This is a genomic window from Rhodococcus sp. IEGM 1366, from assembly GCF_033142425.1.
In the GTDB taxonomy this organism is placed as follows: domain Bacteria; phylum Actinomycetota; class Actinomycetes; order Mycobacteriales; family Mycobacteriaceae; genus Rhodococcus_F; species Rhodococcus_F globerula.
Genome location: NZ_JAWLRZ010000007.1, coordinates 269,885 through 291,411 on the forward strand (window position 1 = coordinate 269,885; position 21,527 = coordinate 291,411).

19 protein-coding genes are annotated in these 21,527 nt (G+C 63.3%); 11 read left to right on the forward strand and 8 right to left on the reverse strand.

Annotation, left to right across the window (positions count from 1 at the left end; translation table 11 throughout):
* Positions 1-14 precede the first annotated feature (14 nt).
* On the reverse strand, positions 15-1,211 hold the full coding sequence (locus tag R4P64_RS22205) for a polysaccharide biosynthesis protein (protein WP_219112536.1): 1,197 nt from the start codon (positions 1,209-1,211) through the stop codon (positions 15-17).
* Positions 1,212-1,244: 33 nt separating this feature from the next.
* Here R4P64_RS22205 and R4P64_RS22210 point away from each other — a divergent pair, with 33 nt between their 5' ends.
* Positions 1,245-2,978 (forward strand): hypothetical protein, encoded by a 1,734-nt coding sequence (locus tag R4P64_RS22210; protein WP_317541133.1) that lies wholly within the window; start codon positions 1,245-1,247, stop codon positions 2,976-2,978.
* On the opposite strand, the gene R4P64_RS22215 is transcribed toward R4P64_RS22210, so the two are convergent.
* Entirely contained in the window at positions 2,919-4,139 is a 1,221-nt protein-coding gene (locus R4P64_RS22215) for a glycosyltransferase family 4 protein (RefSeq protein WP_045064630.1), read from the reverse strand. The genes R4P64_RS22210 and R4P64_RS22215 overlap by 60 nt on opposite strands.
* Positions 4,140-4,292: 153 nt before the next feature.
* Here R4P64_RS22215 and R4P64_RS22220 point away from each other — a divergent pair, with 153 nt between their 5' ends.
* The 7 genes from R4P64_RS22220 to R4P64_RS22250 all read left to right on the forward strand — a co-directional run bounded on the left by R4P64_RS22220 (position 4,293) and on the right by R4P64_RS22250 (position 11,307).
* Positions 4,293-5,123: a class I SAM-dependent methyltransferase gene (locus R4P64_RS22220; protein WP_317541194.1), complete on the forward strand. Its 831-nt coding sequence runs from the start codon at positions 4,293-4,295 to the stop codon at positions 5,121-5,123.
* The gene (locus R4P64_RS22225) at positions 5,120-6,010 is read left to right on the forward strand and encodes an ROK family protein (protein WP_317822760.1); all 891 of its coding nucleotides are present in this window, start codon (positions 5,120-5,122) and stop codon (positions 6,008-6,010) included. Before R4P64_RS22220 ends, R4P64_RS22225 begins: the two co-directional genes overlap by 4 nt.
* 133 nt (positions 6,011-6,143) lie before the next feature.
* Positions 6,144-7,307: a phosphotransferase family protein gene (locus R4P64_RS22230; protein ID WP_045064638.1), complete on the forward strand. Its 1,164-nt coding sequence runs from the start codon at positions 6,144-6,146 to the stop codon at positions 7,305-7,307.
* 2 nt (positions 7,308-7,309) lie between these two features.
* On the forward strand, positions 7,310-8,467 hold the full coding sequence (locus R4P64_RS22235; RefSeq protein ID WP_317822761.1) for a hypothetical protein: 1,158 nt from the start codon (positions 7,310-7,312) through the stop codon (positions 8,465-8,467).
* On the forward strand, positions 8,467-9,915 hold the full coding sequence (locus tag R4P64_RS22240) for an aldehyde dehydrogenase (protein WP_033231709.1): 1,449 nt from the start codon (positions 8,467-8,469) through the stop codon (positions 9,913-9,915). The genes R4P64_RS22235 and R4P64_RS22240 overlap by 1 nt, the downstream gene beginning before the upstream one ends.
* 119 nt (positions 9,916-10,034) lie before the next feature.
* Positions 10,035-10,982 (forward strand): cation diffusion facilitator family transporter, encoded by a 948-nt coding sequence (locus R4P64_RS22245; protein ID WP_317541136.1) that lies wholly within the window; start codon positions 10,035-10,037, stop codon positions 10,980-10,982.
* 16 nt (positions 10,983-10,998) lie between these two features.
* Positions 10,999-11,307 carry a hypothetical protein gene (locus R4P64_RS22250; RefSeq protein WP_317822762.1) on the forward strand — a complete coding sequence of 103 codons (309 nt, stop codon included), beginning with the start codon at positions 10,999-11,001 and terminating at the stop codon, positions 11,305-11,307.
* 58 nt (positions 11,308-11,365) lie between these two features.
* Here R4P64_RS22250 and epsC read toward each other — a convergent pair whose 3' ends face one another.
* Together epsC and cysK are read right to left on the reverse strand one after the other, a co-directional pair.
* The gene (gene epsC / locus R4P64_RS22255) at positions 11,366-11,944 is read right to left on the reverse strand and encodes a serine O-acetyltransferase EpsC (RefSeq protein WP_095887015.1); all 579 of its coding nucleotides are present in this window, start codon (positions 11,942-11,944) and stop codon (positions 11,366-11,368) included.
* A 5-nt stretch (positions 11,945-11,949) separates the two neighbouring features.
* Positions 11,950-12,885, reverse strand: a complete 936-nt coding sequence (cysK, locus tag R4P64_RS22260) for a cysteine synthase A (protein ID WP_317822764.1) — start codon at positions 12,883-12,885, stop codon at positions 11,950-11,952.
* Positions 12,886-13,073: 188 nt separating this feature from the next.
* On the opposite strand from cysK, the gene R4P64_RS22265 reads away from it, so the two are divergent.
* Positions 13,074-14,861, forward strand: coding sequence for an AAA family ATPase (locus R4P64_RS22265; RefSeq protein ID WP_317822765.1), 1,788 nt, complete (start codon positions 13,074-13,076; stop codon positions 14,859-14,861).
* A gap of 81 nt (positions 14,862-14,942) precedes the next feature.
* On the opposite strand, the gene R4P64_RS22270 is transcribed toward R4P64_RS22265, so the two are convergent.
* The 4 genes from R4P64_RS22270 to R4P64_RS22285 form a co-directional block, all read right to left on the reverse strand.
* Positions 14,943-16,772 carry a phosphoenolpyruvate carboxykinase (GTP) gene (locus R4P64_RS22270; protein ID WP_033231714.1) on the reverse strand — a complete coding sequence of 610 codons (1,830 nt, stop codon included), beginning with the start codon at positions 16,770-16,772 and terminating at the stop codon, positions 14,943-14,945.
* Between the two features lie 329 nt (positions 16,773-17,101).
* Entirely contained in the window at positions 17,102-17,467 is a 366-nt protein-coding gene (locus R4P64_RS22275) for a DUF6802 family protein (protein ID WP_051730283.1), read from the reverse strand.
* A 122-nt stretch (positions 17,468-17,589) separates the two neighbouring features.
* Positions 17,590-18,765, reverse strand: coding sequence for a hypothetical protein (locus tag R4P64_RS22280; protein WP_317822766.1), 1,176 nt, complete (start codon positions 18,763-18,765; stop codon positions 17,590-17,592).
* Between the two features lie 176 nt (positions 18,766-18,941).
* Positions 18,942-19,886, reverse strand: coding sequence for a hypothetical protein (locus R4P64_RS22285; RefSeq protein ID WP_317541140.1), 945 nt, complete (start codon positions 19,884-19,886; stop codon positions 18,942-18,944).
* A gap of 172 nt (positions 19,887-20,058) precedes the next feature.
* Here R4P64_RS22285 and trmB point away from each other — a divergent pair, with 172 nt between their 5' ends.
* Positions 20,059-20,817 (forward strand): tRNA (guanosine(46)-N7)-methyltransferase TrmB, encoded by a 759-nt coding sequence (gene trmB, locus R4P64_RS22290; protein WP_394855571.1) that lies wholly within the window; start codon positions 20,059-20,061, stop codon positions 20,815-20,817.
* On the forward strand, positions 20,814-21,521 hold the full coding sequence (locus R4P64_RS22295; RefSeq protein ID WP_033231717.1) for an NYN domain-containing protein: 708 nt from the start codon (positions 20,814-20,816) through the stop codon (positions 21,519-21,521). Before trmB ends, R4P64_RS22295 begins: the two co-directional genes overlap by 4 nt.
* The last annotated feature ends 6 nt before the right edge of the window (positions 21,522-21,527 follow it).

Here is a 21,527-nt window from a genome sequence, read left to right on the forward strand (position 1 = left end):
AGCTACAGGGGTTGCTAGCTCGCGCTTGCCCGGTCCGCACTGCGCACAGCAGCAACAGAGACCGCCACCGCCGTCACCGACGCCACGACAACCGCTGTCCCGATCAACTGCCCCGGCGTCGTTGCCCACAGGAGCATCACGACGGCCTCGACGGCCAATCCGATCCAGGCCAGCACGGCGACTCTCGTGCGTTCCGACGCGATTGCGGACAGCAGGGCGCACTGCAGCACTGCAAGGACGGCACCGTGCAATGCAAAGGCCCACAGCATCGGTGCCACGGCAGCGTAGGCGTCGCCCACCAGGATCGGTACCAACGGACCGGCGAGGGCCGCGCCGAGCACCAGCACAGCCCCGATTCCCACCAACACAGCCAAAGCTGTGCGAACGGCCTGCGCCGATTGGGCTGGATTGGCCATCTTCGGGTACAGGACAACACCAACCGCTTGTGGCAGCCAGAACGCGGCTTTGGTCGCGACGGCGCCCAGTGCGTACACACCCGCGTCGTATTCGCTCAGAACCACGCGCACGACAAGCAGGTCCAGCGACGACAACGCAATCAGGGCGAGCTGAACCTGGGAGGCGGCGAGCACGGATACAACACCGATCCGCACTGCTTTGTTCTCGCTCACCGGCGCCGTGCGGTCCAGCACCCGGACAACCGCGACCAGAACCGCCGTTCCGGCCGCGCTCGCCACCAACGCTGCGGCCGCACCTCCGCCCAGCGCCAGGACTGCCACTGCGGGAAGAACTTTCATCACACCCGCACCGGCCAGGACTGCGCTGAGCACGCCAAACCGGCCGTGCCCCTGCAACAATCCCTGCTCCGTCGCCAGCAGCACCAGCATCGGCGCCGTCACAAGAGCCGAGAACGCTGCGACTATTCCGGTGTCGAGTAGCCACGCCATCGCCGGGGTCAGCACCACCGCCAGAACAGCCACGATCGCTGCGCATCTGTACCCGAGCGATCGCAATGTGTCAGCGCTCTTGCCGCGCACAGCCTCTCGGGCGACCACTGTTTGCAGCGCCAACGCCGGCACGGCCAGCACCAACTGCGCGGCGAGAAGACTGGCGAATTCTCCGTAGCCCGCCGGACCCAACCAGCGACTTGCCAACCAGGCCAGCAGATAGGACGCAACATTTGCCGTCATCGAACCGGCCAACACCATACTGACCCCGGCCGCAGCGGAACGATCAAGAGGTTGGCGGGCCATGCGACCAATGATGCACCACGTATCGTGCCCGTCATGACAGTGCGGCCGAAACACCACAGCGTCGTGGCCGCGGTGTACAGCCTGGCGTTGACATTGTTGATCCTCGGACCACTGCTCGGTCCCGGTTATCTACTGCTGCGCGACGCTGTCAGCACTCCCCGGTCGTACCTCACCGACTCCGCCCTCGGACTCACCGACGCCGCCGCCCGGGCCGTGCCGCAGGATGCGCTGATCGCGGCAGTGAGCACGGTTGTCGACGGTGGGTTGGTGGTGAAGGCGCTACTCCTCGCCGCACTGTGGCTGGCGGGGTTGGGCGCTGCCCGCTTGGTCCGAGCCCTGCTGCCGACAGCCGGGCTCGGGCCGCAGTTGGTGGCGTCAACGGTCATGCTGTGGAACCCGTACGTGGCCGAGCGTCTGCTGCAAGGACATTGGAGCCTGTTGGCCGGGTACGGCGCTTTGCCGTGGATCGTGATCGCGGGCATCGGGGTTCGACGCGCTCAGCCCGGCGCCTGGTGGGCATTGGCCGCATCGCTGGCATTCGCGGGTCTGACACCTACCGGCGCGCTCCTGGGATTGACCATCGCGTTGGTGGCCGTAGCCTCCCCAGGCGGGCGAACGTCGGTTCTACGACGCGTCAGCGGCGTCTTCGCACTCTTCCTGATCACTGCCTCGCCGTGGCTCGCGGCAACACTTCTGTCGAGCGGCGCCGCCGACGGTTCCGATCCCGCCGGTGTGGCAGCCTTTGCCGCCCGCGCGGAACCGGGCCTCGGAACGCTCGGCAGCCTCGCCGGACTGGGCGGCGTCTGGAACTCCGCTGCCGTTCCGGACTCTCGCACAACACTCTTCGCGGCGGTAGGGACGCTACTTCTGCTGATCGTGGTGCTCAGCGGTATCCCCGCGCTGTGGCGACGGCGTCGCAATCCTGTGGTCACCGCCCTGGGAGTGCTGGCACTCGTCGCGGTCCTGGCCCCGGCACTCGGCGCGACACCGTGGGGCCTGGTTGTTGGTCGCTGGTCGGTCGAATACTTCTCCGGCGCAGGCCTGCTCCGCGATTCCCAGAAATGGGTGGCGCTGGCGGCGCCGTTCTACGCACTGTCCGCGGCAGCGGGCGTGATGTGGGCACAGCGACGCTTCACTCTTCCGCGCCCTACGTGGTCGATCGCCGCTGTTGTCGTGACGGTCATGGCTCTGCCCGACCTCGCTTGGGGCGTCGGCGGGGCTCTGAAACCGGTGCAGTATCCGCAGTCCTGGACCGTTGTCGCCGAGCAGTTGCGAGGCGAAACCGGTGATGTGGCAGTGCTTCCCACCGGAATGTTCCGAGCCTTCTCCTACACCGGTGACGCTCCGGTTCTCGATCCGGCTCCGCGATTTCTCCCGCTCGATGTACTGCAGACCGGCGAACTGATCGTGGCCGGTGGCTCTGTCGGCGGCGAGGGAACACGCGCCGCCCAGGTCGAGGAACTCCTCCTCACGGGCGGAAGCAGCATCGAACTCGCGGCCCTTGGCGTCGGCTGGGTGCTGGTGGAACTCGACACTCCTGGCCGATCCGACGACGCGGCGCTGCGCAACCTCGAGAGAGTGTTCGCAGACAACTATCTCGAGCTGTACCAGGTGCCCGGAGATGTTGCACTGCACCAGGCTTCGGCATCTGCCCGGATCATCGTCGCGCTCGCCCACATCGCCTGGGTGATGACGGGCGTTGCGGCTCTACTCGTGCTCGGACTGAACCAGAACCGGATTCGACTCGCGCGACGTGACAAGACCTGAAACGCGCTGTCCGACCGTCGTCGCCGACAAAACCTCGAAAACACCGGTTCCCGTTTGTTCCCACGAGAATTCGCTCGACCACACCCGAGCTTTCTCACCGAGCACCGTCCGCAGTTCGTGATCCTGCAACAGGGTGCCTGCAGCCTGCGTCAATTCCGCCACATCGCCGTCGCCGACACTTTCGCCGCCTACCAGAAGACCCGTCACGCCGTCGACGATGGAATCGGTCAACCCCTTGGAACTGCGGTAACCAACAGTCGGAACTCCGTGTTGCGCGGCCTCGATGACGGCGAGGCCCCACCCTTCCTTGCGGGACGGCATGAGGTGAATCCAGGACTGCGCCAACAGTTCATGTTTGCGGGACTCGTCGACGTGCCCGTGGAATGTCACCGCGTCGCCGATCCCGAGTTCGGCAGCGCGATCACGCAGGTTCTGCTCCCACCAACCGCCGCCGATGACGTCGAGGTGAAGTTCGGGCTGCGTCGGGCGAAGTGTCGCAACCGCTTCGAGCGCGTCTTCGATCTGCTTGTGCGGCACCAACCGCGAGAGCACCGACATGGTAGGCCGGATCGCCCGGGTGATCGAACCACCCGCGTCGACGCCCATCGGAAGACGATCAGCTCCGTTGCGCACCACGGCAATTCGATCGCGGTCGACGCCCAGATCCACCAGTTCCTCTGCCGAGGGTAGTGACACCGTCAAGTACTGGTTGTCGCTGTGACGCTTCGGCGACAGGCGCGATTCCACCCACCACCCGATCCGTCCGACGAGTGTGCCTGCCACCGGCCACTGTTCGCGGTGGCAATGGTGCACGAGCAGCGTGACCGGCGCACCGGCCACCATCTTCGAGAAGAAGGGAATCCCGTTCTGCGTGTCGACCACGGCGTCGGGGTGAAGGCCTTTCAGGGAACCGAACCCGAGGCGTCCGGCCGCAATCGCGGCCAGTGCCCGCGGGTACACGCTGAAACGTCCGCCGGAACGACTGATGGTGATGCCGTCTCGATACTCGGTGGCGGGCGCACCCGGGTACGACGCCGTCCGCAGAGTCACCTTGATGCCGCGCGCCGCCAACTGGGTTCCGACCTGCTCGAGGTACCGCTCACTTCCGCCGCCCTGCGGATGCCCGGTGTCACGCCAACAGAGCAACAGAACCTCGTGCACGTGCGTTACTCCCTAGAGCTCGTCGGTGACCGGCGCGGATGCGAGTGGTCCTGCGGGGGATGCCCACCCTGACCGGTCGGTAACCCTGCGGAACACCCTAACTGTTTCCGCGTCCGTATTGCCGCGCTCCTCACAGTGAAATTGACGGTGTTCATGGAGCAGAAGTCGCAGTCGCTAAAGTTGATTCTCGTGACCAAGCCCGCAGTGACCCGCATTTTCGGCCGACGGGCAACCCTCAAACGATCCGTCGGCTTGCTCAGCGACTTCCGCCACGAGCAGACCGCGCCTGACATCTTCTACGGCGCGCTCGCTCGCGATTCCGTCGAATTGATCTCCGACCTGCATGAAGGTCACACCGGTCACACGCTCGACGGCCTCACCGTCCTCGACGTCGGCGGCGGACCGGGCTACTTCGCGGAAGTATTCCAAGCTGCCGGTGCCCGCTACATCCCGGTCGAACCCGATCCGTCGGAAATGCATGCCGCGGGCCTGACCGTCGGCGGCGCGGTGCGCGGATCAGGCCTGGCGTTGCCCTTTCGGGATTCGTCGGTCGATATCTGCTTCTCCTCGAACGTGGCGGAACACGTCAGCGAGCCGTGGCTCATGGCGGAGGAAATGCTGCGCGTCACCAAACCCGGCGGACTGATGGTCCTCTCGTACACCCTGTGGTGGGGTCCGTTCGGAGGGCACGAGACCGGTCCGTGGCACGCTTTCGGTGGTGAATACGCAGCCAAGCGGTACCGCCGCACAACCGGCCGCGAACCGAAGAACAAGTACGGAGAGTCCCTGTTCAAAGTGGGTGCCACCGACGGTTTGCGCTGGGCCCGCGGAACAGACCAAGGTGAACTACTCGCCGCGATCCCCCGATATCACCCGTCCTGGGCGTGGTGGATGGTTCGGGTTCCCGGCCTTCGCGAATTCCTCGTGAGCAACCTCGTAGTGGTTCTGGAGAAGCGTTGTGGTCCTCGAGAAGCGTTGACATGATTCGCCTCGCCCTCGACATCGGCGGCACCAAGATGGCTGCCGGTTTGGCTTCCGAGGACGGGCGCGTTCCCGAATTCCGCACGGTTCCCACACCGAAAACGGATACGTGGGCAGCCTGCGCGGCATTACTTCAGAACGTTGCCGACGGATGCGCGGTTGACGCCGTCGGAATCGCCTGCTCCGGCCCGGTCGATACCGTCGGCGGTGTTGTGGCACCCATCAACATCTCCGAGTGGGCTGGCGGCTTCCCCCTGCAGGACGCGGTACGCAGGGTTTTCCCGGGCGCTCGAACCGCTCTGGCCATGGACGGGGCTGCCGCCGCACTGGCCGAACATCACCACGGCGCCGGACGCGGAACCCTGGACCTGTTGAGTCTGGTCGTCTCCACCGGCGTCGGCGGCGGAGTTGTCCTTGGCGGTCGCATCGCACCTGGTCGTACGGGAAATGCCGGCCACATCGGGCACCTTGTTGTCCCTGGAGCCGACGACCCCTGCTCCTGCGGTGGCGTCGGCTGCCTCGAGACGGTCGCGAGTGGTCCGACAGCAGTTCGTTGGGCTCGCAGTCAGGGGTGGACCGGCACCACCGGCCTCGAGCTTGCCGACGACGCCCACCGCGGCGACGCCCTCGCCCGGGCAGCCCTTCACCGTGCCGGAACCGCGCTGGGTGTTGCCATCGCGTCGGCTGCGGCACTCCTGGATGTAAATCTTGCGGTGGTGGGCGGCGGATTTTCCCAGTCCGGCTCAGCCTTGTGGGAACCTCTCCGCGAATCGGCTGCCCGACATGCCCGTTTGTCGTTCATCAAGGACCTACGAATCGTCTCCGCCGAGTTGGGTGAGCGTGGAACTCTGACCGGCGCGGGGCTCCTGTCGCTCGTCGCCGCCATCTGACACGCGTTCTTCTCCGAGAAATCCGCAGGGAGTCCCACTAAACGGGTGCCACCTGTTCCCAATTTCTGTAACGTGTTTTAGTGTTCTGACTCACACCGTTACGGGCATTGCGCGTGACACAAGCGGGAAGGAGGTGACCGTGAGCCCCGATGTTTCCTCGACAGAAGCCGAGCATCACGCACAGGTCGCCCGACCAAGTGATTCCCTCCGCGACACCGAAGACCTCCGCGAACGCCTGGAACGCTGGATGGCCGGGAAGGTGCCGGCCGGATCCACCGTGACCGTCGCCGATGTCACCCTGCCCGCAGCCAACGGCATGTCCAGCGAAACCATCCTCTTCGACGCGACCTGGGACGGCGATCATCATCCGCTGGTCGCCCGTGTCGCCCCGGCAGAGACCACCATGCCGGTGTTTCCGACCTACGACCTCGAATCCCAGTTCCGCACCATGGCGCAGGTGCACGAGCACTCCGCGGTGCCCGTGCCGACGGTGTACTGGTCCGAATCCGACCCGGATGCGTTGGGTGCGCCGTTCTTCGTCATGGAGCGCATCTCCGGTGACGTACCTCCCGACGTCATGCCGTACAACTTCGGATCGTGGGTCACCGAAGCGTCCCCGGCGCAGCGAAAGACCCTCCAGCAGAACTCGGTCGACGTCCTGGCGCAATTGCACGCCATCGACAATCCGATCGAGCGCTTCGATTTCCTCCAACTGCCTGGTTCGGGACCGACTGCGCGAGAGGCATTCTCGGCGCACATCGCCGAGCAGCGCGCATACTACGAGTGGGTCGTCAAGGATGGCGTCCGATCGCCACTCATCGAGCGGGCACTCGACTGGGTCGAAGCACACAATCCCGCCGACGATTCACCGGCCGTGCTCTGTTGGGGCGACTCACGCATCGGCAACGTCATGTACCAGGACTTTGCACCAGTTGCCGTACTCGACTGGGAAATGGCAACTCTCGGCCCGCGTGAGATGGACCTGGGCTGGATGGCCTTCCTGCACAGGTTCTTCGAGGACATTGCCGGGTTGGCAAACCTGCCCGGTCTTCCCGACTTCCTGCGACTGCCGGACATCGCTGCAACCTACGCTGACATCACCGGTCACACACCACACGATCTGGAGTTCTACGTTACGTACGCAGCGCTGCGCCAGGCCGTCATCATGTGGCGAATTCAGGCCCGTGCCATAGCTTTCGGTCAAGCTGAGCAACCCGCAGACCCCGACGACATGATCATGCACCGCGCATCGCTCACCGCGATGCTCGACGGCACCTACTGGGAGAGGTTGAACTGACCATGTTGTCGCCGATGGACGATTACCCCATTCACCAGATCGCGGAACCGGTCCGCCACGTCGCCACCTCGGACCGAAACTTCTACGACCGCTACTACTTCAACTGCTACCCCACCGGCAACAACGACACCTTCCTCATCGTCGGTCTGGGCCAGTACCCCAATCTCGGTGTCATGGACGGTTTTGCCGTCCTACGCCACGGGGATCACCACATCGTGGCCCGCATGTCGAAAGCCCTGGGCGCCGATCGCACCGACACCACGGTCGGACCACTGCGCATCGAAGTGCTGGAGGGCCTGCAGAAACTTCGTGTCGTCCTCGAACCCAACAGCGAATACGATCTCTCCTTCGACATCACCTTCGACGCCACCATCCCGGCAGCGCTCGAGCCCAAGCACTTTCGACGCCAACTCGAACGCGTCACCTTCGACACGTCCCGCTTCCTGCAGACCGGAACGTGGACCGGCAACCTCACCGTCGACGGGGAAAAAATCTCGATCGACCCCGATACCTGGCGCGGAAATCGTGACCGCTCCTGGGGCGTACGGCCGGTCGGTGAAGCCGAGCCACCCGGCCGACGCGCCGTCGACGGTATCCAGAACTTCTTCTGGATCTACTCCGTCATGCAGTTCGACGAGTTCACCATCTCGGTCATCATGCAGGAAGACGAGCAAGGCCGTCGCATCGTCGAGGAAGCGATGCGAATCTGGCCGGAAGAAGGACGCGATCCGGAATGGCTCGGCCGGCCCGAGCACGACCTGATCTTCTGCCCCGCCACCCGCGACGTCACCGGAGCTACCCTCACCTTCCACCGGCCCAGCGGTGAGGTTCTGACCGTCGACTGTGAACTGTTGCTGGCCAACCACATCGGCATCGGCACCGGGTACGGGCTCGAACAGGACTGGCGCCACGGCATGTGGCAAGGCGAGCTGGTTGTCCAAGGCCTGCGGCACAAGGTCCACGAATTCGAACCCATGCAGCGCATGTTCTCCCCCGTGGACAATCTCAGCAAATTCCATCTCACCGAGGGTGATCAGACCTTCGACGGCACCGGCCTTTTCGAAGTCGCTGCCATCGGACCCCACGAGCGTTACGGCTTCACCAGTTTCATCGATATGGCACCAGAGCGCGAGACCGACAACACCGAGGAAAGATTGTGATGACGAACTACGACAAGCTCTACATCGGCGGCGAGTGGGTAGCCCCCGCCACCGACCAGGTACTCGAGGTGTTCTCACCGGCAACGGAGGAGCGCGTCGGAAGCTGTCCCGTCGCCGCTCCGGCAGACATCGACGCCGCAGTCTCCGCTGCGCGCAACGCTTTCGACAACGGACCATGGGCCAAGACGACCCCTTCCGAGCGCGGTGCGATCCTCGCGAAGGCCGCCAAGCTCCTCGAAGAGCGCAGCGCAGATCTCAACCAGCTCATCTCCAACGAGATGGGCCAGCCGCCCGCCATGGTCGGCATGATGCAGCAGACCCCGTCGATGGCGACGCTCGGTTTCTACTCCGAACTGGCCGACAAGTTCGCGTGGGAAGAGAAGCGCACCGGCGTCTTCGGGCAGACCAAGGTCACCCGCGAGCCCGTCGGCGTTGTCGCTGCCGTTCTCGCGTGGAATGTTCCGCTGTTCCTCGCGATCAACAAGCTGGCTCCCGCCCTGCTCGCCGGCTGCACCGTCCTGCTCAAGCCGGCCCCCGAGTCACCGCTCTCGGTCCATGTGATCGCGGAGATCTTCGCTGAGGCAGGCGTTCCCGCCGGCGTCATCTCCGTGCTCCCCGGCGGCGCCGAGACCGGCGAATACCTGGTCTCGCATCCTGACATCGACAAGATCACCTTCACCGGCTCGAGTGCGGTCGGGCGCAAGATCGGCGCCATCGCCGCCCAGAACCTCAAGCGCTGCTCTCTCGAACTCGGTGGCAAGTCCGCCGCCATCATCCTCGAGGACGCCGATCTCGCTGCCGGAATGCCGATGCTTGTCATGTCGGGCCTGATGAACACCGGTCAGGCGTGCGTCGCGCAGACCCGAATCCTCGCTCCCCGTTCACGTTACGACGAGGTCATCGAGGGACTCAAGACCGCGGCCGGTTACATGACCGTCGGCGATCCGTCCGATCCGGCCGCGCAGCTCGGCCCGCTGATCTCCGAGAAGCAGCGCGAGCGCGTCGAGGGCTACATCGCCAAGGGCAAGGAAGAGGGCGCTCGACTGGTCCTCGGCGGCGGTCGTCCCGCCGGACTCGACAAGGGCTGGTACGTCGAGCCGACCATCTTCGCCGACGTCGACAACTCCATGACCATTGCCCGCGAAGAGATCTTCGGACCCGTGCTGTCGGTGATTCCGTACGACTCCGAGGACGAGGCGGTCAAGATCGCCAACGATTCCGACTACGGCCTCGCCGGATCCGTCTGGACCACCGATATCGATCACGGCCTCGAGATCGCGGCGCAGATCCGCACCGGCACCTACGCGATCAACTGGTACGCCTTCGACGCCGGTTCACCGTTCGGCGGTTACAAGAACTCCGGAATCGGTCGCGAGAACGGACCTGAGGGCCTCGAAGCCTTCTGCGAGACCAAGTCCGTGCTCATGCCACCCGGATACACGAGCTGAGTTAGCACCCGTTGTGCACAGTGAGCACCCCTTCCAGCCCGACGGAAGGGGTGCTCACTTCACAGAAGCTGTGCTCACTCCCCAGACATAACCGTCCGAGCGGGCTTAGCCTTAGCTCCGTGACCACCGAAACGGAAGCATCGGCTGACGAGAGCACCACCACCGTTGTCCTGGCCTTTGCCGCAAACGCGCTGATCGCCGGAGCAAAAACAGCGGCCGCGATCGTCACCGGATCGGCGTCGATGGTTGCCGAAGCCACACACTCGTGGGCCGACACCGGCAACGAGATCCTGCTCCTCATCGCCAACCGACGATCCAAGCGCGTGCCCGATCGCGATCAACCCCTCGGCTACGGCCGCGAAGCCTACATCTGGTCGATGTTCGCGGCCCTCGGACTCTTTGCGCTTGGTGCCGGAGTGTCGATCACCCACGGAATCCAGGAACTGTTCCATTCGGAACCGGCCACCGATTTCGGAGTTGCCTACGCAGTCCTCGGCGTCTCCTTCATCCTCGAAGGCATCTCGTTCCGCCAGGCCTACAAACAATTGCGGGCAGAAGCTTCGGCCGTCAACAGCGATGTTCTCACGCAAGCTCTCAATACTTCCGACCCCACCACGCGGGCTGTGTTCGCCGAAGATGCTGCGGCACTGATCGGTTTAATCATCGCGTTCGCGGGCGTCCTGCTTCACCAGATCACTGGTTCACCGATCCCCGACGCCCTCGGATCCATCTGCGTGGGCATCCTGCTCGGTGTCATCGCGGTGATTCTGATCGACCGCAACCGACGATTTCTGGTCGGCGAGGAAGCGTCCCCGACCCTGCGCGCCGCCGGCATCGAAGCACTGACACAGCTACCCGACGTCAACCGAATCACGTTCCTGCGCATGGAATACCTCGGGCCACGGCAGGTCTACCTGGTTGCCAGCATCGATGTCGTCGGGGACTACGCCGAATCTCGAGTAGCCCACACACTGCGCGACCTCGAGCGCACAATCGAGCAGAGCCCACGCGTCGTACGGGCGATCCTGACGCTCTCGACACCAGAAGAACCGTCGATCACCGCCTGAGCGATACGCTCATTTGATGCGCGCTCTGGTCGTTGTACTGATGGTCCTAGGTCTTGTCGTCGGGGGAATTCCCTTGTTGGGCGTTTTGATCGACGTGATGACCAGTTCGGACCGGGAGATCGTGTACCAGGGAGGGTACGCACCGCTAACGGGCGTGCAGATGAGCCGGGATTACGAATCGTCGCTGAACCTCTACTTCGATTCTCGATCCAATGCGTCGAGGAATTGGTTCATCCTCGCCAGTTTCCCATTCCTCGGAGCAGGTTTGGGCGCTCTGACGGCTGCGCTGATGGGGCGCCGCGGGTGGCACCTGACGCGAGCCTGAAAAGACGCCGGTGGCCGCCCCACCGTCGAAACGAGGGGCGGCCACCGTCAGAACAGAGTCAGATGTACATCGCAGGATCGATGTAGCTGTTCGGATCCACCAACTTCTCCTTGGCGGTCCGCGGCCGCGCCACTGCCGGAATACCCGTTGCAATGGAATCGGCCGGAACATCACGCGTCACAACAGCATTGGCGCCGATAGCGCTACCTTCGCCGATGAGAACAGGCCCCAGGATCTTGGCACCCGCACCCACGGTGACCCGATCGCCGAGCGTCGGATGGCGCTTGACCTGCTCGAGCGAACGGCCGCCGAGCGTGACACCGTGATAAAGCATGACGTCGTTGCCGATCTCAGCCGTCTCACCGATCACGACGCCCATGCCGTGGTCGATGAAAAACCGTCGACCGATGGTCGCGCCGGGATGAATCTCGATGCCCGTGGCAAAACGTGTCAGCTGCGACAACACCCGAGCGGGACCGCGCAGAGCGGGCACAGCCCACAACTTGTGTGCGATCCGATGCGACCAGATGGCATGCAGCCCTGAGTAAACGAGGGCATTCTCCACATTGCTGCGCGCGGCAGGATCCTGACCGCGCGCAGCCTGTAGGTCCTCGCGAATGACGCCGAGGATACTCACGTATCTCAGTCCCGGATGTGTTCGAACAGTGGGGTGGAGATGTAACGCTCACCGAAGTCGCAAACAACCGCCACGATCAGCTTGCCCGCATTCTCGGGGCGCTTTGCCAACTCGAGGGCGGCCCACACGATGGCGCCGGACGAGATGCCACCCAGAATGCCTTCCTGAGTTCCGAGAGCGCGAGCGACCTCGATGGAATCGGGGAACGAGACGTCGATGATCTCGTCGTAGATTTCACGATCGAGGATCTCGGGTACGAAGTTCGCACCGATTCCCTGGATTTTGTGGGGGCCGGGCTGGCCACCGTTGAGGATCGGCGAATCGATGGGCTCGACGCCAACGATCTTGACCTCGGGCTTGTACTTCTTGAGAGTGCGTCCGACGCCGGTGATGGTGCCGCCGGTGCCGATACCGGAAACGAAGATGTCGACGGCGCCGTCAGTGTCGGCCCAGACCTCTTCACCGGTCGTCACCTCGTGGATGGCCGGGTTGGCGGGGTTTGCGAACTGGCTGGCCGAGACAGCGTTTTCAGTCTGCTCGACAATTTCCTTGGCCTTGGCGACTGCGCCGGCCATGCCCTCGGAGCCCGGGGTCAGCACGATCTCGGCGCCGTACGCACGCAGCATGACGCGACGCTCGGTGGACATCGTCTCCGGCATGGTCAGGATGACCTTGTAGCCACGAGCAGCACCGACCATGGCAAGTGCGATACCGGTGTTACCACTGGTGCCCTCGACGATGGTTCCGCCGGGCTTGAGTGCTCCGGACTTCTCGGCAGCGTCGATGATCGCAACACCGATCCGGTCCTTGACGCTGTTGGCCGGATTGTAGAACTCGAGCTTCACTACAACCTGTGCGTCCAGACCCTCGGTCAGGCGGTTGAGTCGCACCAGCGGGGTGCGCCCGACCAATTCGGTGACGTCGTTGTAAATTCCGGTCATTTCTGGTCCTCTTCCTGGGCGCAAATACTTCACATGTCGCATTCCTCAGGTGCAATTCCATCACTGTCGCCGATCTCACCCGAAACCGGCCTGGTTACCCGACCCTTGTCGGGGGTGAATTGACCTCGCTCGGTGCCCGATAGCATCGTCGTGCAGATCGGTACCGACGAGTACGGGGTGGGAATTACATGTTCGAACAGGCACGTGCGCGTAAACAGTTCGACGCGGGAATGATCGCGCTCGGATACGCACAGGTCCGCGGTGCAGTCGTCGATCCGCGTGCAGCACGAGCGGCGTTCCAGAATGCAGTCGAGATCGATCCGGACATGTGCGACGGGTGGTTAGGTCTGGCCGCGACCGGACTTGTCGATTCTCATGTGATCGCAAATCTCTTCCGCACCGCGAACACCAGTCTGTTCCAGGAACAGCGCCGAGTGGGCGCGCCTCCCGGCAGCTTGAAGGCACGTTTCAGCGTCGGCACATACGTCACCCACGTACTCTCCAACGGCACCGAGATTTGGGCCGGCGCAGCAACCGATCACATCACCGCGAAAAGGTACGACTCTGCTCTGGCGATCTTGAACAGCGTGCCTACTCCGACAGAACTGACCAATTACGTTCGCGCCGTACTGTTCACGACAACTGACCGTTGGCCACAGGTTCTCCAGACGCTGTCCCGATCCGAACAGTGGTCGGATAATTTTCTCAGAGCCGGCGCTAATCTGATGGCCGGGCGGGCCTGCGCGCATCTCGGACTGTTCGACGAGGCGCAACGCAAACTCGGACTGGTCGAGCACGGACCTATTCCAGTTGCCACCCAGCACGCACGTCACCTTCGTGGCCTCATTGCCCGCGAACTCGGCGACGAGGCAACGGCGCGATCACTTTTCGAACGGGTATACGTGGCATCACCTGGCGACGCCGGAAACAACCTCGCACTCCAAAAGAACGACTACCGCCTGACGCGTGTCACAGCCGAACAGATCGACGCCCGAACGGACCCGTGGGACCCGTCGAGCGCACCCAGCGCAAGCACCAAGCGCAACACCGACCGACAACAGCGCGGGGAGGCCGCACTTGCAGCGTCCAAGCGTGACCTCGACGCGATGATCGGATTGACGTCAGTCAAGCGCGAGGTCGATAAACTCACGGCAGCAGCAGTGCTGGCGCGCTCGTCCGGAGAATCGGAGAGCTCTGCCACCGCAAAATCTCGGCACCTCGTGTTCACCGGCCCACCCGGGGTCGGCAAAACCGAAGTGGCCCGCATCCTCGCCAGAATGTACTTCGGACTGGGGATCCTCGAAACCGACAAGGTCGTGGAAGTTGCACCAGGTGATTTCTTCGCCCCGGGCTACGGCACTCCGGAAGAACGCTCCCGCGACATCTTCGAACGGGCGCTCGACGGCGTTCTCTTCATCGACGAGGCGTATTCCCTCTATCACGATGGCATCATCGGTGGCGACGCGAATGGCACCAAGGTCATCAACGCTCTACTTGCAACCATGGAAAACCATCGCGACCGACTGGTTGTCATCGTTGCCGGATACGAAGCGGAAATGGATGCATTTCTCGAGCGAAATGCCGGTCTACGAAGCAGATTCGCCAAGCAGATTCGATTCCCCTCGTATACGCCTGACGAACTCGTTCTGATAGCCGAGAAGATGGCCCGAACCAAATACCGCGCCACACTGTCGCAAGGAGCCACAACAGAATTCGGTCGAGCCGCAGTTCACCTGTGCTCGGCGACGGAAACTGCACCAGACGGAACTACCCGCTCGCTGATCGACCGGGAAGGCAACGGCCGCTTCATGCGAAACCTCATCGAAGGCGCCATCGAAGAACGCGACCTTCGGATTGTCTCGTCGACGAGCGACATCAGCGCGATCCCGGCTGCAGCGCGAGCGTTGATCGAACGAGACGATGTCGCGCTGACCATCGCAGAGCGTCACCCGTATATCCCTGTCGAAATCGCCTGACTGACTTGTAGGCCGCGCAATTAAAGCGAGCCGCCAACCGGATAATCCGGTTGGCGGCTCGCTTTGTCCAAATGTCTTCGATCAGCCCAGACGCTGCTTCAGAGCTTCGAACTCGTCACGGATACCGGTGGGCAGCTTCTCGCCGACGAAGTCGAACCACTCCTCGATCAGCGGGATCTCGGCCTTCCACTCGTCGATGTTCACGGCGAGGGCCTCGGTGATGTCGGCGTCCGACACGTCCAAGCCGTCGATGTCGAGAGCCGATCCCGTGGGAACGACGCCGATCGGGGTGTCGATACCGGCAGCCTTGTGCTCGATACGCTCGACGATCCACTTCAGGACGCGAGAGTTCTCGCCGAAGCCTGGCCACAGGAAGCGTCCGTCGTCGCCGCGGCGGAACCAGTTCACGTAGAAGACCTTGGGCAGCTTGGACTCGTCGGCAGACTTGCCGAGGTCGATCCAGTGCTGGAAGTAGTCGCCCACGTTGTAGCCGAGGAACGGAAGCATTGCCATCGGGTCGCGGCGAACCGTACCGACCTGGCCTTCGGCTGCTGCGGTCTGCTCAGAGCCGACCGTGGCACCCATGAAGACACCGTGCTGCCAGTCGCGGGCCTCGGTGACCAGCGGAACCGTCGTCTTACGACGCCCACCGAACAGGATTGCCGAGATCGGCACGCCCTTCGGGTCGTCCCACTCGGGAGCCATGATCGGGCACTGCGACATCGGGGTGCAGTAACGCGAGTTGGGGTGAGCGGCCTGTGTACCGGATTCAGGCGTCCACTCGTTGCCCTTCCAGTCGATGAGGTGCTGCGGGTCGCCTTCGAGGCCTTCCCACCAGACGTCGCCGTCGTCGGTCAGTGCAACGTTGGTGAACACCGTGTTGCCCTGGTCGATGGTGCGCATCGCGTTGGGGTTCGAGGACCAGTTGGTGCCCGGTGCCACGCCGAAGAAACCGAATTCGGGGTTGACGGCATACAGCTGTCCGTCGTCACCGAAACGCATCCACGCGATGTCGTCACCGAGAGTCTCGGCACGCCATCCGGGGATGGTCGGCTGGATCATCGCGAGGTTGGTCTTGCCACAGGCGGACGGGAATGCCGCCGCGATGTAGTAGGCCTTGTCCTCGGGGGAGATCAGCTTGAGGATGAGCATGTGCTCGGCCAGCCAGCCCTCGTCGTGCGCCATTGCCGAAGCGATACGCAGCGAGTAGCACTTCTTGCCGAGGAGAGCGTTTCCGCCGTAGCCGGAACCGAAGCTCCAGATCTCACGATCCTCGGGGAAGTGAGTGATGTACTTGGTGTCGTTGCATGGCCACGCGACGTCGGCTTCGCCATCGGCGAGCGGAGCGCCCAACGAGTGCAGCGCCTTGACGAAGAATCCGTCGGTGCCGAGCTTGTCGAGAACCTTGCTGCCCATGCGGGTCATGACGCGCATGGAGACGACGACGTACTCGGAGTCCGTGAGCTCGACACCCAGCTTCGGATCCTCGGCGTCGAGGGGACCCATGCAGAACGGCACGACGTACATGGTGCGTCCACGCATGGAACCGCGGTACAGGTCACCCATGAGGGTGCGCATCTCCGACGGGTCCATCCAGTTGTTGGTGGGGCCTGCGTCGATTTCTTCCTTCGAGCAGATGTAGGTGCGCGATTCGACGCGAGCCACATCGGAAGGATCGGAATTACCGAGGAACGAGTTCGGCTTCTTCTCGTCGTTGAGGCGCGTGAACGTGCCTGCCTCGACCAGCTTGTCGGTCAGCCGGTCCCACTCTTCGTCCGAGCCGTCCGCAAAGACGACGCGAGCGGGCTGGGTGAGTTCGGCAACCTCTTGCACCCATGCAAGCAGTTCCTTGTGCTGCGTGGGGGGCGTGCCGTCAGTTCCGTTGAGACCGGGAATGGTCGCTGAGGTCATCAAACTCTCCTGGGGTGAGCCGGAACCGGGTTCTCGTGACACCGGATGCAAACTGCAGCTCCCCGATACCAGTTGATCCCGGTGTCCCCCTCTCGACGGGGTCCAGCCGCGTCATCCACTCACGTGGATTTCACGGACGCCGGGTGTCCTATGTACTGAGGTTAACGCTGGCTGTTCACCTGCAGGTAATCGGGTGCGGTCAGAAATGTCACAGAAACGATTCAGATGGTGTATCCACAACGCGTACCCGGCTTCGAATAGAGGCAAACGGTCCCGGATCGCAAGGCGAACAGTCCTCCAGGTACGTCACTCAGTGCCTATTTTCGGTGTCACACAGTGCCAGAATCGATGCGATCCCACACCAACGCACCGTGCGTGTCTCGGTGGCATTCCCACGCCGCGAAGTCTCCGTCCGACTCCACCATCGTCACGCGGTCGGCAGCGCCGTCACGATCGAAATCCGACACCACGACGATGGCAGCGGCATCGTTGTCCGGCGACACGACGCGACTGTCGACGATCCCGTCGCCATCGAGATCGAATGCGTCGAATGTCGTCGTCAGATCACCGACGTCGACAGTCCCCGTACCCGGTCCGAACGTTGCCGGGTCGATGCCCTCTGCCGGTAGATGATCTGCCGGCACGTCGAACCGTCCCATGTCGACGACGTCGGCGGTGATCAGAAATCCGTCCATTACTTCCCCCTGTGCTTGATCTTGCTGGTGTCTTCTCCCGGCAACCCCTACCGAGATGCATCAGTACTACCAGATTTCCGTCGACAGTCACCGACAAAAATCCGGGCCTGTGGACAACTCGTTCAGGCCCCGGCACCGTTCAGAATTGCCAGGTCACGTTCACAGGCGGCCAATTGTCCGGAACGTGCCTGTCCCAGTGCTCGGAGCTCGACATCGATCTCCGCAATTCGCGCTTGCGCCGACGCAACCAGCTCTCGGCTCTCCGCCAGGATCGCGCTGCCGAGATCCACTTCCGCGTCAAGGAGTCGGTTCAGCACGCGCTGCTCCCATTGCGCTCTGACGGTGGCCATCGTTTCCGCCAGCCACGCACGAGCGTGCGCCCGATCTGCCGCAACTCCTCTCGTGCGGCTCAACCACCACGCCGCAGTTGCGCCAAGCACCAGAGTTACCGGAATGCTCGCGATGTCCAGGGCCGGCACCATCTCCAGTGGAATGACCGCGATCCGCCCCAAACCGAGCCCCGCCGAGGCACCGACCAACACGGTGATGCGCTCTTCGTTACCACGCGGCCGTGTCGCGGGGTCGTCGGGAAAATGTGGGAGTGCGACGCTTACACCCGTTTCGCCGATTCCGACTGCTGTGGTGATCGCAGCGTCGAAAGCCACTGTGTTGCTCTCGACTTCGTGTTGCAGACGTGCCGGCAAACTGTCGAGTTCGCTTCGGGTGGACTCGTCGATCCACAGGCGCGCCGACGCCACTGTCGTTCGAGTGGTGTCCGCGATCTGCTGCGAAAGTTCGGCTCGCGCGCGCTGGAGCCTGGTCCTCATCTGAGCAAGTCGTTCACTACGTCGACCGTCACGGTCGGTGAGTAATTCGCTGCGCTCCGCACGCAGTTCGCCGCCGGGATCGCTCTCGCGCAGGTTTCGGACCTCGAGGTCGATCATCCGTCGGGTTTCCGCGATCACACCGCCGCCAGGCTGAGATACGGCGCGTCGACGAACTGCGTCGACGGCGTGGAACAACGGTGCGACACCGCCATGCTCGGACAGGACGATGATTGCCGCCCCACCGTAAACATCACTGTGATCTGCAAGAATGCGCTGATCGCGGTCGCGAACCGATTCCCAGTCCGGGTTCACATCCGTCTTGGTCATCACAACCACAAACGGCAAGCCTCCCACTCCGGACTCGTCGAGCAGTTCCAACTCTTCCCGCCCGATCACACTTGCCGCGTCGACCACCAGCAGCACGATGATGGCGTCGCTTGCATGATCGACGCTCGTGTATCGGCCCGCCACGCTCAGGAGCCTTTCGACCTCTTCGCGACCACATCGCGGCAGACCGAGAACGAAAACACTTGCATTACTTGATGATTCATCAGCCCAAGCGACATCGACATCACCAGAGAGCCCAGCTGGGTTCCATCTCCGAACCACAGGATGGACCGCCGCCGGCAGCACGGAAGCTACATCGCTCACGCGCTCATCTCCGACCGCTCTCGCTCACCGCCGAGAAGCACCCACCGCCTGACGTACGCCCGGTGGACCAGCGAAATCGCGTCGGCCCATGCGCGATGTTCACGTTGCGTCGGCCCGCCCCACCACTGAGCGCATCTGCGCGCTTCCTCGACCGTTGTCGGCGCAGGCGGTGCGCTTGCCACAAACCCACGCAGTTCCGGACGCACCAGCGCACCCGTCGCGGCAAAGATCAGACCGGAATCGGTCCGTAGATACTGTTCGATCTCATCTCGGGCACCGGCGACCTCCGCCGCCTCGGCGCCGGCAGCAACGCGCTCCAGTATCGATCGAATTCCGTCGACTCTGCGCCACCACCACATCTCGAGTAGCGGCGACAACTCACCGAAGAACGCCTCTCGACCTTGTCCGGTCAACGCGACCAGAGGAACGGTGACGGCGGAGAGCTCACCGGAAATCTCGGCTGCACGCGTGAGCGCATCCTCCCATCCGTCACCGATGTGGTCGGCTTTGTTCAGAACGGCAAGGCAGTGATCGGACGTGCGGCCGACCGCGCGTCGATCTGCGTCTCGGAGTGCGTCGACCACGACGACCACAACGCAGTGACTACTCAGATCCGGATCTATCGCACCGGGCACGTCGAACGCCCTCGTCTCCGTCGGAATAACCGGCGCGCCTCCCACTCGATGGCTCGCGAAGACATCACTCTCGAGCAACGCGGTCACCGCGGACCGGCCGACTCCGCTACGACCGGCAACCAGTACCTGCAGCGGTGCTGTCAACGATCCGACTATCGAATGCACCGCCTCCGCGGCGTGCTGATCGATCGACATCAACCGGTAGGCAAGCCGTCGCAACTCGTCCATCGGCGGCGCGCAAGCGTCGTCGAGTGAGACTGCGGGCACAATTCGAGCCCACACCTTCACATTTTCCCCTGTGTTCATCCCCACCCCACGTTCCCCTTCGTGATGGGCAGATTCTGTCAGGTTTACGACGACACGGCTGTTCCCGGCAGGTCATCTCACGTTCAGCTGTCCGATTTCGCGGGCTGTTCTCCGGAATTTTCCCAGAAAGTCTCAACTCGAACTTCAGACCCGTCTGCGCTATACGGCAGTCATGCGTGACAATGGACGCGTGAACGAAGCCGATCAGCACGCACTGCCAACCCCGAACGCGGGCGAGACGGAAGACTCCAAGGGTTCCCGTCTCCATCCGCGCGTGACAAGTTTCCGTTCGCGCAGGGGTGCGCTGACCGACGCACAGCAGAAGTCCTGGGACCGCCAGTGGCCCCTTATCGGCGCCGATGTGTCCGACATTCCCCTCGACGCGACCGCCTGGTTCGGACGCGATGCCCCACTGATCATCGAGATCGGATCGGGCACCGGAACCGCGACCGCTGCGATGGCCAAAGCCGAACCGCACGTCAATCTCATTGCCATCGAGGTCTACCGTCCCGGGCTCGCGCAACTCCTTCAGCAGGTCGAACGCGAAGAGATCCCGAACGTCCGCGTCCTGCGCGGTGACGCGATGGACGTACTGGAAAACATGATTGCCCCGGAGTCGCTGACGGGTGTTCGGGTGTTCTTCCCGGATCCGTGGCCCAAGGCTCGCCATCACAAGCGTCGCCTGTTGCAGGCCCCGACGTTCTCGTTGATCGCCAATCGCCTCAAGCCAGGCGGAGTCCTCCACGTTGCCACCGACCACGCCGAATACGCGGAGTGGATCGAGGAAACCGGAAACGCCGAACCGCTCTTGAGCGCTCTCGACTGGGAATCACCGATGACCCACGAGCGCCCAGTCACGAAGTTCGAAGACAAGGCCCATAAGGTCGGAAGCGCAATTACCGAGCTTATATGGGGGAAGATCAGAGCATGAGCGTCAGCGAACAGTTATCCGACGACCTCGAGTCGTCAGGATCTCCCCTCGACCTCGGTCGTGACTCCCGCCACCCCAAGCGGGTTCTCCTGGTGTGGGACGCCCCCAACCTGGACATGGGCCTCGGCGCCATCCTCGGCGGCCGACCTACCGCTGCCTACCGGCCACGATTCGACGCACTCGGACGTTGGTTGCTGTCACGGACCGCTGAACTGTCCGCGCGTGAATCCGGCAACCTCGAACCCGAAGCAACGGTCTTCACCAACATCGCCACGGGCAGCGCCGACGTTGTGCGCCCATGGGTCGAAGCGTTGCGTAACGTGGGTTTTGCGGTGTTCGCCAAGCCGAAGGTCGATGAGGACAGCGATGTCGATTCAGACATGCTCGAGCACATCGCTCTGCGGTACGGCGAGGGACTGGCCGGAATCATGGTCGCGTCCGCCGACGGTCAAGCATTCCGCGAACCGTTGGAAGACATCGCAGCGACCGGCATTCCGGTTCAGGTACTCGGATTCCGCGAGCACGCCAGCTGGGCTGTGTCGTCCGACATCCTGGACTTCGTCGATCTCGAGGACATTCCCGGTGTCTTCCGCGAGCCTCTGCCGCGGGTAAGCCTGGATACTTTGCCCGACGAGGGCGCCTGGTTGCAGCCGTTCCGACCGCTTTCCGCCCTGCTCATCGGGCGAAAAAGTGTTGCCGAGTAGGAGTTG

Coding starts and splice junctions, on each gene's coding strand:
- R4P64_RS22205 (WP_219112536.1), bottom strand. CDS start 1,211: ATGGCCCGCCAACCTCTTGATCGTTCCGCTGCGGCCGGGGTCAGTATG.
- R4P64_RS22210 (WP_317541133.1), top strand. CDS start 1,245: ATGACAGTGCGGCCGAAACACCACAGCGTCGTGGCCGCGGTGTACAGC.
- R4P64_RS22220 (WP_317541194.1), top strand. CDS start 4,293: ATGGAGCAGAAGTCGCAGTCGCTAAAGTTGATTCTCGTGACCAAGCCC.
- R4P64_RS22225 (WP_317822760.1), top strand. CDS start 5,120: ATGATTCGCCTCGCCCTCGACATCGGCGGCACCAAGATGGCTGCCGGT.
- R4P64_RS22235 (WP_317822761.1), top strand. CDS start 7,310: ATGTTGTCGCCGATGGACGATTACCCCATTCACCAGATCGCGGAACCG.
- R4P64_RS22240 (WP_033231709.1), top strand. CDS start 8,467: ATGACGAACTACGACAAGCTCTACATCGGCGGCGAGTGGGTAGCCCCC.
- R4P64_RS22250 (WP_317822762.1), top strand. CDS start 10,999: ATGCGCGCTCTGGTCGTTGTACTGATGGTCCTAGGTCTTGTCGTCGGG.
- cysK (WP_317822764.1), bottom strand. CDS start 12,885: ATGACCGGAATTTACAACGACGTCACCGAATTGGTCGGGCGCACCCCG.
- R4P64_RS22265 (WP_317822765.1), top strand. CDS start 13,074: ATGTTCGAACAGGCACGTGCGCGTAAACAGTTCGACGCGGGAATGATC.
- R4P64_RS22270 (WP_033231714.1), bottom strand. CDS start 16,772: ATGACCTCAGCGACCATTCCCGGTCTCAACGGAACTGACGGCACGCCC.
- R4P64_RS22275 (WP_051730283.1), bottom strand. CDS start 17,467: ATGGACGGATTTCTGATCACCGCCGACGTCGTCGACATGGGACGGTTC.
- R4P64_RS22285 (WP_317541140.1), bottom strand. CDS start 19,886: ATGAACACAGGGGAAAATGTGAAGGTGTGGGCTCGAATTGTGCCCGCA.
- trmB (WP_394855571.1), top strand. CDS start 20,059: ATGCGTGACAATGGACGCGTGAACGAAGCCGATCAGCACGCACTGCCA.
- R4P64_RS22295 (WP_033231717.1), top strand. CDS start 20,814: ATGAGCGTCAGCGAACAGTTATCCGACGACCTCGAGTCGTCAGGATCT.